Annotated in this window: 14 protein-coding genes; 6 read left to right on the top strand and 8 right to left on the bottom strand. The window is 68.7% G+C overall.

Going from position 1 to position 14,271, the window contains the following annotated elements; genetic code table 11:
- Positions 1 to 2: 2 nt before the first annotated feature.
- Together CCS38_RS28045 and ilvA are read left to right on the top strand one after the other, a co-directional pair.
- A complete protein-coding gene (locus CCS38_RS28045) occupies positions 3 to 227 on the top strand; it encodes a hypothetical protein (RefSeq protein ID WP_223736125.1) in 225 nt (74 codons plus the stop codon).
- 35 nt (positions 228 to 262) lie between these two features.
- On the top strand, positions 263 to 1,507 hold the full coding sequence (gene ilvA / locus CCS38_RS28040) for a threonine ammonia-lyase IlvA (RefSeq protein WP_223736124.1): 1,245 nt from the start codon (positions 263 to 265) through the stop codon (positions 1,505 to 1,507).
- A gap of 101 nt (positions 1,508 to 1,608) precedes the next feature.
- Here ilvA and idi read toward each other — a convergent pair whose 3' ends face one another.
- The 5 genes from idi to CCS38_RS28015 form a co-directional block, all read right to left on the bottom strand.
- The gene (idi, locus tag CCS38_RS28035) at positions 1,609 to 2,193 is read right to left on the bottom strand and encodes an isopentenyl-diphosphate Delta-isomerase (RefSeq protein WP_223736123.1); all 585 of its coding nucleotides are present in this window, start codon (positions 2,191 to 2,193) and stop codon (positions 1,609 to 1,611) included.
- 33 nt (positions 2,194 to 2,226) lie between these two features.
- Positions 2,227 to 3,141 carry an aromatic prenyltransferase gene (locus CCS38_RS28030; protein WP_223736122.1) on the bottom strand — a complete coding sequence of 305 codons (915 nt, stop codon included), beginning with the start codon at positions 3,139 to 3,141 and terminating at the stop codon, positions 2,227 to 2,229.
- A 17-nt stretch (positions 3,142 to 3,158) separates the two neighbouring features.
- Positions 3,159 to 3,698 carry a cupin domain-containing protein gene (locus tag CCS38_RS28025; RefSeq protein ID WP_223736121.1) on the bottom strand — a complete coding sequence of 180 codons (540 nt, stop codon included), beginning with the start codon at positions 3,696 to 3,698 and terminating at the stop codon, positions 3,159 to 3,161.
- 49 nt (positions 3,699 to 3,747) lie between these two features.
- Entirely contained in the window at positions 3,748 to 4,749 is a 1,002-nt protein-coding gene (locus tag CCS38_RS28020; RefSeq protein ID WP_308050885.1) for a type III polyketide synthase, read from the bottom strand.
- 462 nt (positions 4,750 to 5,211) lie between these two features.
- Positions 5,212 to 6,036 (bottom strand): helix-turn-helix transcriptional regulator, encoded by an 825-nt coding sequence (locus CCS38_RS28015; RefSeq protein WP_223736119.1) that lies wholly within the window; start codon positions 6,034 to 6,036, stop codon positions 5,212 to 5,214.
- 83 nt (positions 6,037 to 6,119) lie between these two features.
- Between CCS38_RS28015 and ilvD the strand changes: the two genes are divergently transcribed.
- On the top strand, positions 6,120 to 7,964 hold the full coding sequence (gene ilvD, locus CCS38_RS28010) for a dihydroxy-acid dehydratase (RefSeq protein WP_223736118.1): 1,845 nt from the start codon (positions 6,120 to 6,122) through the stop codon (positions 7,962 to 7,964).
- An 88-nt stretch (positions 7,965 to 8,052) separates the two neighbouring features.
- Positions 8,053 to 8,913 carry an NAD(P)H-binding protein gene (locus CCS38_RS28005; RefSeq protein ID WP_223736117.1) on the top strand — a complete coding sequence of 287 codons (861 nt, stop codon included), beginning with the start codon at positions 8,053 to 8,055 and terminating at the stop codon, positions 8,911 to 8,913.
- A 127-nt stretch (positions 8,914 to 9,040) separates the two neighbouring features.
- Here CCS38_RS28005 and CCS38_RS28000 read toward each other — a convergent pair whose 3' ends face one another.
- Complete coding sequence (locus CCS38_RS28000; protein ID WP_223736116.1) at positions 9,041 to 9,898, bottom strand: LysR family transcriptional regulator; 858 nt, start codon at positions 9,896 to 9,898, stop codon at positions 9,041 to 9,043.
- 58 nt (positions 9,899 to 9,956) lie between these two features.
- On the opposite strand from CCS38_RS28000, the gene CCS38_RS27995 reads away from it, so the two are divergent.
- On the top strand, positions 9,957 to 10,421 hold the full coding sequence (locus CCS38_RS27995) for a PDDEXK family nuclease (protein ID WP_223736115.1): 465 nt from the start codon (positions 9,957 to 9,959) through the stop codon (positions 10,419 to 10,421).
- Positions 10,422 to 10,582: 161 nt separating this feature from the next.
- On the opposite strand, the gene CCS38_RS27990 is transcribed toward CCS38_RS27995, so the two are convergent.
- Together CCS38_RS27990 and CCS38_RS27985 are read right to left on the bottom strand one after the other, a co-directional pair.
- Positions 10,583 to 11,515, bottom strand: coding sequence for an alpha/beta hydrolase (locus tag CCS38_RS27990; protein ID WP_223736114.1), 933 nt, complete (start codon positions 11,513 to 11,515; stop codon positions 10,583 to 10,585).
- Between the two features lie 256 nt (positions 11,516 to 11,771).
- Positions 11,772 to 12,689, bottom strand: a complete 918-nt coding sequence (locus CCS38_RS27985; protein ID WP_223736113.1) for a helix-turn-helix transcriptional regulator — start codon at positions 12,687 to 12,689, stop codon at positions 11,772 to 11,774.
- A gap of 137 nt (positions 12,690 to 12,826) precedes the next feature.
- Between CCS38_RS27985 and CCS38_RS27980 the strand changes: the two genes are divergently transcribed.
- Positions 12,827 to 14,122, top strand: coding sequence for an MFS transporter (locus tag CCS38_RS27980; protein WP_223736112.1), 1,296 nt, complete (start codon positions 12,827 to 12,829; stop codon positions 14,120 to 14,122).
- Positions 14,123 to 14,271 lie beyond the last annotated feature (149 nt).

Below are 14,271 nucleotides of genomic sequence, written 5' to 3'. Positions count from 1 at the left end.
TCATGAGGATCGTCGCACTTCCGTTCTTCGGTGATGACGGCCCTCAGGGCCGGACGACAGCTTTCCTCGACGCGCGTCCTGCCAGAAGGTGCCTTGGCTCGCGAGTTCGCCGGAAGTGCGGTGAGCCGGATGACGAACTGCCGCATGTCCGTCTCGGCACCGCGCGGGAAGTCGGCGTGAACATGGTGACCGACACACTGGAAGGAGTCCGCATTGTGGACCTGTGAAATTGCGCTGCACGAAGCGTTGTTAGCATCCCGGGATGTCGACAGTCCTCACTGCAACGGGAATTGAACAAGCCGCCCGGCGTATCGATTCGGTGGTACGCCGCACCGCGCTCGACGAGAATCAGCGGCTGTCCGCCCTGCTGGGAAGTCGGACGCTGCTGAAGCGGGAGGACCAGCAGGTCTGTCGTTCCTACAAGGTGCGTGGCGCCTTCAATCTCATGGCGTCGCTCCCGGACGATGAGCGACAGCGTGGCGTTGTGTGCGCGAGTGCCGGCAATCACGGCCAGGGAGTGGCCTTCGCCTGCAGCAGGCTCGGAATTCGCGGCAGGGTGTTCGTGCCGTCCACCACTCCGAAGCAGAAGCGGGAACGCATCGCGGCGTTCGGCGGCGACGCCGTGGAACTTGTCGTCGTCGGCAGTACCTATGACGAGGCAAGCGCCGCGGCCCACTGGGAGAGCGAGCGCGACGGTGCCGTGTACGTGCATCCGTTCGACGATGTACGGACGATGGAGGGGCAGGGCACGGTCGCCCGGGAGATCCTGGAGCAGGCGGACAGTCCGGTCGACACCCTGCTGGTGCCCGTCGGCGGGGGCGGCCTGATCAGCGGCATTGCCACGTGGGTGCGCGAGCACTCCCCGCGTACGCGCATCATCGGCGCCGAGCCGGCCGGTGCCGCCAGCATGACGGCGGCTCTGAAGCACGGCGCACCGGTGGCGCTCGACCGGCTCGACTCGTTCGTCGACGGAGCGGCGGTGGGCAAGGTCGGCGAACAGTCGTTCGCCGTGGCCGAACAACTGGTGGACGACGTGGTCGCCGTCCCCGAGGGTGCGGTGTGCACCGAGATGCTCGACCTCTACCAGACCGACGGAATCATCGCCGAGCCCGCCGGAGCGCTGGCGAGCGCGGCGGCCCGGCAGCTCGGGCCCACGGCGGGCACCACGGTGTGTGTGGTCTCCGGGGGAAACAATGACGTCAGCCGCTACTCCGAGGTGGTCGAGCGGTCCCTCGTGCATGTGGGGCTGCGGCACTACTTCCTCGTGACGTTTCCCCAGCAGCCGGGGGCGTTGCGGCACTTCCTCGACGGTGTACTCGACAAGGGCGAGGACATCGTTGCGTTCGAGTACGTGAAGAAGAGCAACCGGGAGACGGGGCCGGCCCTCGTGGGCATTGAACTCGAAGACGCCCAGGACCTCGACAGCCTGTTGCGGCGCATGGCGGACAGCCCGCTGTCCATTGAGCGCATCTCGCCGGGGTCGCCGCTGTTCTCCTTCCTTCTGTAGTTCTGCGGTGCCACGATTCACGGCACGACGAAACTCCGGTGGGACAAGGCGACTTGAGGCATCGCCCGCCCCACCGGAGCTTCGGTTCTCCTACTGAACGGTTACCAGCTGCCGGCGCCGCCCACCAGCTTGCGGATCCCCGGCAGCGCCGCGTCGAGCACCGTCGGGAACCACGCCGAGAACGTGGCGTTCTCCCGCAGCGCCGCCAGCTCCTCCGCCGTCACGAACGCGGTCTCCCCGACCTCCTCGGCGTCGGGCCGCGGCGCCTGCGAGACCAGCCCCACGAACAGGTGGTTGTACTCCTGCTCCACCAGCCCGGACGCCGGGTCGGGGTGGTTGTAGCGCACCGTTCCCGCCTCCTGGAGCAGCGCGGGGGCAATGCCCAGCTCCTCCCCAGTGCGGCGGGCCGCCGCCACGAAGGGGGGCTCGCCCGGGTAGGGGTGACCGCAGCAGGTGTTCGACCACACGCCGGGGGAGTGGTACTTGCCCAGCGCCCTGCGCTGCAACAGCATCCGCCCGCCTGCGTCGAAGAGGAACACCGAGAACGCCCGGTGCAGTTGCCCCGGAGACTGGTGCGCCGACAGCTTCTCCGCGGTGCCGATCGTAGTGCCCTGCTCGTCTACCAGCTCGAGCATGATGGCGGCCGGCGCTTCGGTCGGCGAGGAGTGGGAAGGGCTGGTCGGCATGAGCTTCCTTTGCGTGGTGAGAGCCGGACGGAATTACGCGGACTGTTCGTCCGGCGAGTTCGCCAGGTGCATGGCGTTCACAATGGCGGGCTGCCAGTGGTAGAACGGCTCCAGCTTGTAGTAATTCCCGCGTGCCGACAGCGTGGTCGCGTAAATGCACTTGCGGTCGGCGCCGGCGAACGGAACCCCGGCCGCGAACTTCGTAATGGTCGGCCCCAGGTCGGTCGGCACGAGCTCGGGCTCCGGGACGAGCACGGGGAAGCACGCACGGTCGATCTTCGACGATTCCCAGGAGAACGTGAAGTACACCGCGAAAGCCTTCGAGCACAGCTCCAGCTCGTACTCGCTCGGCTCGGGAATTCCGAGTTCGCGGGTCAGCTCGCGGACCCGCTCCGGCGCAAAGGTGCCGTCCGGCAGGCCGTCGAAGTAAATGTTGAGGGTGTGGGAGGTGTAGTCGACCGCGAACAGGCTGGCCGAGTGCAGCCCGTAGCGCGCCAGCAGGTCGAGATTGTCCGCAACGGCGCGCGGCATCGACTCCAGCTTCGACAGCTCATCGAGCGGCTGCGGCCGGCTGCTCGGGAAGAAGCACCAGATCTTCTGGAAGCCGGCGGCAATTTCGAAATCCCCGCCGGTGCCCTCGATCGGGAACCGCTCCTTGACGTCCTGGAAAAGCCGGTCCGCGGGGTGGTCGCCGCGCGCCAGCAGCCCCTTGGACACCGCGGTCTCATAGGGGTCCAGGTCACCGGTGTACTTGATGTACCGGTAACCCATCAGCTGTTCGCGACGCGCGCCGGTGGCAATGCGGAGGGCCACCGAGGCGTTGGTGAACGCCGGCTCGAACGCGGCCAGCGCGCCCTTGACCTTGTCGGACTCCAGCGGCAGGTCCAGCAGCTTCGCGGACTGCTCAATGGCGGAATAGACGTCGTCGATTTTTACGGTGTTCGTCATGGTGTCTTCTCCTGGGCTCAGCGGTCAGCGGCACCCGGCTGCGGGCGGTGGTGGCGCAGCGGGGTGAATTGCGTGATGTCGTAGTCGTGGCGCAGGCGCTCGATCGCCTCGGGATCCGGCGGCCCGGGCGCGGCGAAGATCTCCGCCAGCTTTTCGAAGTAGACCTCGTGCTGGGGCGACGGGCTCACGGTGAAGAGCACCCGCGCCGGTGCGTCGGTGCGATTCGCGAACCCGTGCGGGCAGCCCGTCGGGACGAAAGCGATGCTGCCCGCAGTGGCCCGCGCCGGGCGGTCTCCGGCGGCGGACTTCCAGTCCGTCCAGCCCTCCGAGGTGTAGCGCTCCGGTTCGAAGGCGAAGATGTCCAGTTCGCCTTCGAGCACGCAGAACATTTCCTGGGAGTGGTGGTGCTTGTGCGCGCCGACATCAAATCCTGGCGGCACGACGACTTCGAACACCGACGCACTCGAGCCGTCCGCGCCCGTCACCTTGAAGGTGATTTCCTGCGCCGGCGTGATGATTTTCCGCCCGCCGCCGGGCCCAACGACAATGCCGTTCACTGGGTAACCTCATTCGCTTTTTTGGTCTGGCCGGCCGTGTCCATTCCTGCTAGACCCAGGTGCCGAGCGTCATCTCCGCGGTGATGCCCGGGCCGAAGCCCGCCAGCAGACCCTTGTGCCCGGGGGCCGCGCTGTCCTCGTCGAACAGCCGGCGCAGCGCGTCGAGCACGACGGCGCTGGCGATGTTCCCGTACTCGGTCAGCGTCGCCGAGCTGTGCCGGAAGGCGGTGCGGTCGACTTCGAGGTACTTGGCGAGGTCGTCCAGGATGCGCGGGCCGCCGGCGTGGATGACGTAGAAGTCGAGGTCACCCGCGTCCCAGCCGTGGGTCTCGCCGAGCTCGCGCAGCACCGGGGCGAGCGGCTCCATCGTCCCCGGGACGCGGCGGTCGAGCTGGAAGTGGAAGCCGGTGTCGCGGACGGCGTAGGAGATCCAGTCCTCGGTGTTCGGGATGAGGTACGAGGCGTTGCGCTCCAGCTGCACGCCGCGGACGCCGGTGGCGCCGCGGCCGCGCATCACGGCGGCCGCGACCGCGTCACCGAACAGCCCGTCGGACAGCAGCGAGCCGATGTCATCGGCGTCGGGCTGGTAGCACAGGGAGCACAGCTCGCAGGAGACGATCAGCACATTGCTGTCGGGGTGGGCCGCGCAGAAATCGTGGGCGCGGTTGATCGCCGCGCCGCCCGCCGCGCAGCCCAGCTGCGCGATCGGCAGCTGCCGGGTGTCGTAGCGGAATCCCATGTGGTTGATCAGCCATGCGGTCAGCGAGGGCATCATGAATCCGGTGCACGACACGTAGATGATCGCGTCAATGTCCTTGGCATTCAGCCGCGCGTTCGCCAGGGCTTCTTCGATGACTTCCGGGCAGCGCTTCTTCGATTCCAGCTCGTAGATGCGGTTGCGTTCCTCGAAGCCCGGGTGGTTGAGGGTTTCCTCGATGGGCTGGACCAGGTGCCGCTTCTGCACCCCGGTGTTCTGTATCAGCCGGAGTGCGAGCGGCAGCTGCGGCTTTCCCGCATGCGCCTCCCTGGCGAACTCCAGGGTCTGTTCCATGGTGATGATGTTTTCCGGAACGGCGACCGCAGGTCGACACAAAATAGCCAATTCAATTCCCCCTTTGTCATGCCCCAACAACACCAGTGAGCCGATGCGCGGATGCGGGCTGCTCCTGAGTGGCAGCCGGCGGCGAGGCGTTCGGCGATGCGCTCGCCGAACCGTCGGCGAGGCGCCCGCTCATGCTGTCGATGCGCACGGCTTCGGGCGCGGTGACTCACAGCGTGAACGGGAGTGCATTGGGGCCGCAGCACGTTGGCTTTGCCCTCAACTGGCCCGCCTACTATTCGACATCGGGGGACCGGTGTCAACGGGATTGATCTTGAAAGCCGCGGCTGACGCGCCGGTCATGTGTCGCATACCGGACATAAGGGCAGGCGAAACCGCAGGCTGCTGGGCCTGCAACAAGGCTGTTCAGGCGCTCAGTACGAACTCCCCCGCGTGTGCCGCTTGTTGGATCGCCTAGTGGTCGACAGGCGTCCTGTTGTCGTTCGTCCGGACCGGTGTGTAGACGACCACATGCACGTCGGGGTGGTCGGCAGGGGCCAGGCGATGGTGCTCGAAGTGCTGCACTCCCGCGATCGGGTGGTCGAAGACACGCATCCGGGAGGTGAAGCCCTCGATGTGGTGGTCCTGCCAGGCCGCACGGAACGCCTCGTTGGCCCCGAGCAGGCGCTGGATGGCGGGGGAGCCGGCGAGGTCACCGAGCCGGGGCCCGGCCTCCGCCCGGAACTCGGCGAGGAACCGACGGCTCGTCACTTCCCAGTCCGGCAGCAGGTCACGGACGTAGGGATCGGTGAACACCATCCACAACAGGTTGCGTTCCTCCGGGGCGACGGTGGCCACGTTCGGATACAGCTCGAGGTACGCGGCGTTCCAGCCGGTGACCGTCCAGTCGGGGGCGATGGCGTACGCGGGGAATCCGACGAGCGCGTCGAGTAACCGCTGCACGTGGGCGGGCGCGGTGTGGCCCGCCGGCCCGGCGGGCTGGGTGAGGGGGGCGTATCCGGCCAGGGTCAGCACGTAGACGTGCTCGGCGGGGGTCAGGCGCAGCGTGCGGGCGAGGGCGTCCAGGACGTGCCGGGAGGGCTGGATGTCACGGCCCTGCTCCAGCCAGGTGTACCAAGTGACGCTGACCTGGGAGAGCGTGGCGACTTCCTCGCGGCGCAGACCGCCACGACGGCGCGGACCGGCCGGGGGCAGGCCGACTTCTGTCGGATTGAGCCGTGCACGCCTGGCGCGCAGGAAGTCGCCCAGTTCCTTCCGCCGGTCTTCTGCTGTTCCCATGGACGCAGGATAAGTGCTGGTAGTGGGAGTAATAGCAGTCGGGGCGTCTTCTCGGTGCGCCCGTGCGCCACGAAGATCGGCGCATGCCAGAGTTGAGATCCCGCACCGTCACCCATGGCCGCAACATGGCCGGGGCACGCGCCCTGATGCGTGCCTCCGGTGTGCCCAGTGCGGACATCGGTGTGAAGCCGGTGATCGCGGTGGCCAACAGCTTCACCGAGTTCGTCCCCGGTCACACTCATCTGCAGCCGGTGGGCCGGATCGTCAGTGAGGCCATCGGCGCGGCGGGCGGCATCGCGCGGGAGTTCAACACCATTGCGATCGACGACGGCATCGCCATGGGCCACTCGGGGATGCTGTACTCGCTCCCCTCCAGGGAGTTGATCGCCGACTCCATCGAGTACATGGTCCAGGCGCACCGCGCGGACGCCCTGGTCTGCGTCTCCAACTGCGACAAAATCACACCGGGGATGCTGCTGGCCGCACTGCGGCTGAACATCCCCACGGTGTTCGTCTCGGGCGGCCCCATGGAGGGCGGCCGGGCAGTGCTGTCCGACGGCACGGTCCGCACGGGCCTGACCCTCGTCACCACCATGTCCGAGGCGGTCAACCCCGACGTCTCCGATGCCGACATGGCGTCCATCGAGGAGTCGGCCTGCCCGACCTGCGGCTCGTGCGCCGGGATGTTCACGGCCAACTCAATGAACTGCCTGGTCGAGGCCCTCGGGCTGGCCCTGCCCGGCAACGGCACCACGCTGGCCACCCACACCGCACGCAGAGCCCTGTACGAGCAGGCCGGGCGGACCGTTGTGGAACTGACCGAGCGGTACTACGGCAAGGGCGACGCCGGCGTGCTGCCCCGGGCGATCGCCTCCCGGGCGGCGTTCGACAACGCGATGGCGTTGGATCTGGCGATGGGCGGCTCCACCAACACCGTGCTGCACTTGCTCGCCGCCGCCCACGAGGCCCAGTTGGACTACAACCTGTCCGACATCGAGGCGCGTTCGCGCGAGGTGCCGTGCCTGTGCAAGGTGGCCCCGAGCAGCGAGTACCTGATGGAGGACGTCCACCGGGCCGGTGGCATTCCCGCCCTCCTGGGTGAGCTGCACCGCGCCGGGCTGCTGCGTGAAGACGTGAAGGCAGTGCACGCCGACTCGCTCACCGAGTGGCTGTCCGGCTGGGACGTCCGCGCCCCCGCGCCCTCCCCGGAGGCGGTCGACCTCTACCACGCCGCGCCGGGCGGTGCCCGTTCCGCGTCCGCCTTCTCCCAGTCGGCCCGTTGGGAATCGCTGGACCTGGACGCGGCCGAGGGCTGCATCCGCGACAGCGCTCACGCGTACTCGCCCGACGGCGGGCTGGCCGTGCTGCGGGGCAACCTCGCTCCGGACGGGGCGGTGGTCAAGTCCGCCGGCGTCCCCGACGGCATGACCGTATTCACCGGCAAGGCCGTGGTCACCGACTCGCAGGAAGAGGCGGTGGAAGCAATCCTGTCCGGGCGGGTGGAGCCGGGCAGTGTGCTGGTCATCCGCTACGAGGGTCCGCGCGGCGGCCCGGGCATGCAGGAAATGCTGTATCCGACGGCGTACCTCAAGGGCCGGGGCCTCGCCCACTCCGTGGCAGTGGTCACCGACGGCCGTTTCTCCGGCGGCAGTTCGGGCCTGTCCGTCGGCCATGTCTCGCCCGAAGCCGCCGCCGGAGGTCCACTCGCCCTCGTCACCGATGGCGACCTGATCACCGTCGACATCCCGGCCCGCACCCTCGAACTCCAGCTGCCGGAAGCCGAGTTCGCCGCCCGGCGCGCTGAACGCGACAGCTCGGGTTACCGCCCACGCCGCGCCGAACGGCCCGTTTCCACGGCCCTGCGCGCCTATGCTGCGCTGGCCCAGTCCGCCGACACGGGCGCGGTGCGGGCCCTGCCCACCGACTGACTTTCCCCGCCTGCCGTGCGCACGCCGCCATACCTTAGGGGCCGAGCCCAGCCCCGTACGCACGGAAACCCGCAAGGAGACAACCCCCATGATCCTGGTCACCGGTGCCACCGGAAACGTCGGCCGCAACCTCGTGCGCGAACTGCTCGACGCAGGAGAGAAGGTACGGGCTCTCACCCGCGACCCCGCCACCTGCAATCTGCCCGACGGCGTTGAGGCCGTCGCCGGAGACCTCACCCGCCCGGAAACGCTGGCCAGCGCGCTGCAGGGCGTGGACCGCGCATTCCTTTTCCCCGTCCACGGTGCCCTCGACGCTTTCCTCGCCGCCGCCAAGACGGCCGGTACGCAACACATCGTGCTGCTCTCCTCGGACTCCGTCACCTTCCCCGAGCCCGGCTGGATCGGCGAGCAGCACCTCGCCTGCGAACAGGCCGTCGCCGACTCCGGGATGTCCTGGACCTTCGTCCGCCCCACCGTCTTCATGGCCAACGACCTCGGCTGGGCCCACCAGCTCAGGCACGACGGAACGGTACGCGGCGCGTACGGCGGTGGCGCCATGGCACCGGTGGACGAGCGCGACATCGCCGCGGTCGCCGCCCACGCCCTGCTCGCTCCGGACCCCGGCAAGACGTACGAACTCACCGGCCCGCAGGCGCTCAGCCAGATCGACCGGGTCCGCATCATCGGGGAGACGCTCGGTCTCCCGGCCCGCTTCGAGGAGGTATCCCGCGAGGACGTCCGCCAACGGCTGATCAACCACATGCCGCCCCCGGCCGTCGACTTCCTCCTGGACCAGCTCGCCGCCTCCCGGACTACGCCGACCCCCGTACTCCCCACCATCGAGCAGGTCACCGGCCGCCCTGCCCACACCTACGCCGAATGGGTCGCCCACCACACCGCGGACTTCGCCGGCGGCCGGCAGATCGAGCCGCGCGTCCACTCGTCCTGAAGGCCGGTCGTCCTGAAGGTCGGCCGGCAGCGGCGGCCGTTGTGCAGTGCGCCGTGGCCGGGCCGCGGCGGATGGTCGACCTGCTGCCCGGGCCCACACGTCAGCTCGAACGTCGTCGGATCGAATGTCAGCTCGCGCGATAGAGCGAGGTGAGCAGCTCGATCACGGCCTGGGTGGCGGGGTGCGGATCATCGCGCCACCAGGCGATCCGCACCGCGATCGGCTCGGCGTCGCGCACCGGCCGGTAGACGACACCGGGCCGTGGGTACTGGTTGGCGGTGGATTCCGCCGTCATGCCCACGCAGCGGCCCGTGGAAATCGCATTGAGCCAGTCGTCGACATCGCGGGTGTCCTCGGTCGCCGGACGGGCGCCGGGTGGCCACAGCTCCGTCGTCGTGGTGCCCGTCCGCCGGTCGATCAGCAGCGTACGCCCGCTGATGTCGGCGAGCCTGACCGAGCGGCGCCGGGCCAGTGGGTCGTCGGAGGCCATGACACACAGGCGCCGTTCCAGTCCCACGATGGCGGAGTCGAAACGGGTGTCATTGAGCGGTATGCGTACTACGGAAAGATCGCAGGCGCCGTCCGCCAGCCCGGCGGTGGCGGAGTTGACGCGCACGAGCTGCAGTTCCGTCTCGGGGTGCGTGTCACCCCAGCGGCGCTGAAAGGCCAGCGTATGGCGGCCGACTGCCGACCACGCGTAACCGATCCGCAAGCGTGTGTGCCCCGACGCGGCCTCCCGGACCAGATCCTCCACCTCACCGAGCACCCGCCGGGCATGCGACACCACGCGCAGCCCGGTCCCCGTCGGAGTCACCTCACGCGAGGTACGCCGCAGCAACCGCGCCCCGAGCGAGCGCTCGAGGGAGGCCAGGGTGCGGGACACAGCTGCCTGGGAGACGCCGAGCGCGATGGCGGCATCGGTGAAACTGCCCTCGTCGACAATCGCGACAAGACACCGCAACTGCCGCAGCTCCACACCGTCCATACCCCAACTGTATGGGCAAAACCGCAGATGCTTTCTGCGCAAGCGGGCCGATCTCGGGTTGCGGGAGCGGTCCGACCTGCAGAAATGGATCACCCGTGACCCCGCCCTCATCGAACCAGGCCTCCTCATCCTGACCGAGGAGTACGACAAGTGGGCGACCTCGGCCGGAGGCAAGGTCCGCGACCGGCTGGATTTGCTGGCCCTCGACTCGGACGGGCATCTCGTCGTCATCGAGCTCAAGCGCGACGCCGCGCCGGACGATGTGCATCTGCAGGCGGTCACCTATGCCGCCATGGTGTCCCGGCTCATCCTGGTGTCCCGGACGTTTCCACGGCAGGTGACATCGTCGGCCGTGTGGCTGAACGAGATGGGTATCGATGTGAAGCTCGTCCAGTTCCAGCTCTGGGACACCGGAGCGAGCCATGTGATTACAGCGTCGGTGCTCTACCCGGTGCCTGGCCTGGAGGAGTTCACGGTCGCTCCGGCCCGCGCGCTCCACCGGCACCAGGTACTGGGTGGATGACCAGGGCCGGGACCTGGCCGAACTCGCTGAGCTCCCCGCCGAAGGCGGTACCGGCATCGACGCAGACGCAGACTCAGGCGCGGACTCAGGCGCAGACGCAGACTCAGGCGCCGGCCGAGTCACGGTGGCTGCGGATCCCGCCCCCTGAGCACGCGCGGCGATCAAGTGCGGGCGGCGATCCAGGACAGCACCTTGCTCTTGATCCCGGGGGCGTTGAGGATGGCGCCGCCGTGGGCGTTGCCGGGGATGGTTTCGACGGTGACGCCGTTTGCGGGCATGTCGTGGTCGACTTCTTCGGCGCGTTCGAGGTCGGTGGAGTGGGTGACGGGGATGAAGTCGTCTTCGGAGTGCAGGAGGTACATGGGGGCGTCGTTGGCACCGGAGGCGCGGTTTTTGACGACGGTGTCCTTCCAAGTGCCCCAGCAGCTGGGGTGCATGGAAGTGTCGGTGTCTGTGGAGTCCGGGTAGCAGCGCGTCAGGACGGCAGCGTTGTCGCGGACCTTGCGTTCGTTGGCGGTGCTGGTGTCGTGGTTGCCGTCTTTCCAGGCGCGGTAGGGAGAGTTGACGGGGGAGAGGCCGACGACGCCCTTGACGCGGTCGGCACCGGAACCGTAGGTCGCCACCGCCGTGCCGATCTGGCCGCCTGCGGATGAGCCGAGGATGACGATGCGGTTCGGGTCGAGGTCGAAGCGGGCGGCGTTGGATTTGATCCAGGTGAGGGCGGAGAGGGCGTCGTTGCGCTGGGCGGGCCAGGGGGCGTCGAAGTTGAGTCGGTAGTCGACGGAGAAGGTGGCGTAACCGGCGTCGGCGAAGGTGCGGGACCAGGTGGCCCAGCCGGCGTCCTCGTACCAGTAACCGCCGTGGAGGATGACGATGCCCGGCTGTGTGCCGCTGGTGGGGTTCCAGTAGGCGTCCAGCTTCTGGCGGGTGTGCGAGCCGTAGGAGTAGGTGGCCTCGCTGCGGGAGGCCGCTGCCTCAGCGTCTGCCGGCTGCGCGGCCGCTCGGGCTCTGCCGGCGTTCGTGGCCTGGCTGCTGCTCGTATCGATCGTCAGGAGTGCTGCGACGAGTGCGGTACAGAACGCTAAATACTTCATATGACGACGCACGGAAAGTTGCCCTTCACCCAGTGAGCAGGCACCCGTGAATCTGGGCGCACACGCTCGTGGAAGCGAGCAGCGCGAACAGAGCGTGGGGGGCGCTCGAACGCCTGCCTTATTCGAGCGAAGCGAGCGGAACTATAGCCAGGCGAAGAAGCGGTATGTCAATACTCAGAGGGCGGTATGTGCGACTTCTGGTCTCTTCTCCTGGGAGAGAATGACTTCTCCGCACTTCACTCGATAAAGACCGTGTTCACTCCGGCCGCGAGCTGCTCCTGGGCTCGGCTGCCTGGGTTAGGGACTGGGTGGCGGCCAGGCTCGTGAGGAGCTTGAGGCGGTCTTCGGAGGCGGTGCCGGGCTCGGCGGTGTAGAGGGTCAGGTCGTGCACTGCCCGTTGGGACACGGGCAGGTCCAGGGACCGGTAGGTCAGCTCCAGGTGGCCGACCTCGGGGTGCTGCAACCGCTTGATTCCGCCGTGGTGGATGCGGACGTCGTGCGCGGCCCACATCGTGCGGAACTCGGCGCTGAGCGTGGACAGTTCACCGATGAGCTCACGCAGCGCCCGGTCGTGGGGCTCGCGCCCGGCCTCGGCGCGCAGCAGCGCGACGGTGGCTTTCGCGCCGTCCTCCCAGTCGACGAAGAAGTGCTGGGAGCCGGGGTCGAGGAAGTGGTAGCGGGCGAAGTTGGCACGCCCGTTCTTGTCCACGGTGTCACTGTCGAACATCGGCGCGTGCAGGGACCGGGCCAGCGCGTTACTGGCGACGACGTCCAAGCGGCCGTTGCGTACGAATGCGGCGGACATCGTCACGGAGTCGAGCAGCCACTGGACGGAGGGCGGGACCTCGATGTCCTTGCGGCGAGAAGGCGTGCGGTGGGCGGGCCGGGCCGCTCGGGCCAGGTCGAACAGGTAAGTCCGCTCGTCCTCGTCCAGTCGCAGTGCCTCGGCGACCGCGGCGAGCACGTCCTCGGAGACGCCGCTGATGTGGCCCTTCTCCAGACGTGTGTACCACTCGGTGCTCACTCCGGCGAGTACGGCGACCTCCTCGCGCCGCAGCCCCGGGACCCGGCGCCGGCCGCTGGTGGGCAGTCCGACCTGCTCCGGGGTGATCTTGGCCCGCCGGCTGGCGAGGAAATCGCGGATGTCGGTGCGGTTGTCCGCGCGGTGGTCCATCTGATCCACGGTAGCCACTGACCGCCGAGTAGGGAGGTTGAGGTTGTCCCCCCCCATAAGCCCGACCTGTTGCGCGCGCGACAAAGCCGGTTTCGTGGGATCGACAGCTTGATCACCACCCCCTGTGGAAGGAAGCAATGAGTACGCGAGGCGGCGTCCTGCGCCCCCCTGGCGACGTGCGCATCGAAGAGAGCGAGCGTCCGGCCACCCGGCTTCCGTTCGTGATCCATGTACTGGCCCTGGGTACGTTCCTGATGGGCACGACCGAGTTCGTGGTGGCGGGCCTGCTGTCGGAGATGGCGGGCGACCTGGAGGTGAGCGTCGCCCGGGCGGGACTGTTGATCACGGTCTTCGCGGTCGGGATGATCATCGGCGCGCCGCTGATGGCGATGCTGACGCTGCGGCTGCCCCGGCGGCTGACGCTCATGCTCGCCCTGGCCGTCTTCGCGGCCGGACACATCGTCGTCGCGCTCGGCTCCAGCTTCGCGCTGCTGCTGGCAGCACGATTCCTGACCGCGCTGGCGACCGGAGCGTTCTGGGCGGTGGCCAATGTGGTGGCCGCCCGTATCGCCGGGCCCGCCGCCGGCTCCCGCGCACTGGGCCTGGTGGGGGCCGGGGGCATGCTCGCCAATGTTGTCGGTGTGCCGCTCGGCGCGTTCGCCGGACAGTTCATGGGCTGGCGGGGACCGTTCTGGGCACTCGCGGCCCTGGGCGTGGCGGCCGTGGGGCTCATCGCCCGTTACGTCCCGCACGACAGCCCCGACCCCCAGGCGATCTCCATCCGGTCCGAGCTGTCGGCGCTGCGCTCCGGCCGCCTCTGGCTGGCGCTGGCGGCATGCGCGACCACGACCGGCGGTGTGCTGTCGGCGTACTCCTACATCTCGCCGCTGCTGACCGACCGGGCCGGCATCGCTGCCGGCCTGGTGCCGCTGGTACTCGTGGGCTTCGGCATCGGCGCCCTGGCGGGCTCGATCATCGGGGGCCGTATCGGGGACGCCCGCCCGCACGCGACGACCATCGTGGCGGCTGCCGCGTCCACGATGATCCTGATGGCTGTCCGGCTGCTCTCCGGCCATGCGGCGCCCACGGTCGCGCTGGTCGCCCTGCTGGGGCTCTTCGGGCTCGGTGCCAACCCGGTACTGATCGCGCTGGCCGTCCGTTTCGCGGGGCGGGCGCCCACCCTGGGGTCCGCCCTGACCGTCTCGGCGTTCAATTTCGGCACCGCGATCGGATCGTGGATCGCCGGCCTGGCCCTCGACTCCGGTCTCGGGGCGACCGGCCCCGTTGTGATCGGCGTCGGCATCGCCGTACTGACCCTGATCCCCACGGTCGCCATCGCCGTCATCCAACGCCGCCGCTCCACGACGGCCGTCGTCCAGGGCACCGCGCAAGGCACCGCGGATGCCGACGCCACCCACGCCGCAGGCGTGTGACCCGAATGGCGGCACGGACCGGCCCCCGACCCGCCGACAAGCCTCACACGAGCACCTGAAACCAGGCACCTGAAACCAGCCACCTGACACCAGCGCCCCGAAGCGGGCCCCAGAACAACCACCCCGAACCAGCACCCCCACCAAGTACC

The sequence above is a fragment of the Streptomyces purpurogeneiscleroticus genome (assembly GCF_020024005.1).
Classification (GTDB): domain Bacteria; phylum Actinomycetota; class Actinomycetes; order Streptomycetales; family Streptomycetaceae; genus Streptomyces; species Streptomyces purpurogeneiscleroticus.
Note: the sequence above shows the minus strand (reverse complement) of the source record. Positions and strands in the feature narration are given on the sequence as shown.

Excerpts from the sequence above, each read along its gene's own strand:
- CCS38_RS27990 (WP_223736114.1), bottom strand. The coding sequence starts at position 11,515 with ATGAAGTATTTAGCGTTCTGTACCGCACTCGTCGCAGCACTCCTGACG.
- idi (WP_223736123.1), bottom strand. The coding sequence starts at position 2,193 with ATGCCGACCAGCCCTTCCCACTCCTCGCCGACCGAAGCGCCGGCCGCC.
- CCS38_RS28015 (WP_223736119.1), bottom strand. The coding sequence starts at position 6,036 with ATGGGAACAGCAGAAGACCGGCGGAAGGAACTGGGCGACTTCCTGCGC.
- CCS38_RS28000 (WP_223736116.1), bottom strand. The coding sequence starts at position 9,898 with ATGGACGGTGTGGAGCTGCGGCAGTTGCGGTGTCTTGTCGCGATTGTC.
- CCS38_RS27985 (WP_223736113.1), bottom strand. The coding sequence starts at position 12,689 with ATGGACCACCGCGCGGACAACCGCACCGACATCCGCGATTTCCTCGCC.
- CCS38_RS28005 (WP_223736117.1), top strand. The coding sequence starts at position 8,053 with ATGATCCTGGTCACCGGTGCCACCGGAAACGTCGGCCGCAACCTCGTG.
- ilvD (WP_223736118.1), top strand. The coding sequence starts at position 6,120 with ATGCCAGAGTTGAGATCCCGCACCGTCACCCATGGCCGCAACATGGCC.
- CCS38_RS28030 (WP_223736122.1), bottom strand. The coding sequence starts at position 3,141 with ATGACGAACACCGTAAAAATCGACGACGTCTATTCCGCCATTGAGCAG.
- ilvA (WP_223736124.1), top strand. The coding sequence starts at position 263 with ATGTCGACAGTCCTCACTGCAACGGGAATTGAACAAGCCGCCCGGCGT.
- CCS38_RS28020 (WP_308050885.1), bottom strand. The coding sequence starts at position 4,749 with ATGGAACAGACCCTGGAGTTCGCCAGGGAGGCGCATGCGGGAAAGCCG.
- CCS38_RS27980 (WP_223736112.1), top strand. The coding sequence starts at position 12,827 with ATGAGTACGCGAGGCGGCGTCCTGCGCCCCCCTGGCGACGTGCGCATC.
- CCS38_RS28045 (WP_223736125.1), top strand. The coding sequence starts at position 3 with ATGAGGATCGTCGCACTTCCGTTCTTCGGTGATGACGGCCCTCAGGGC.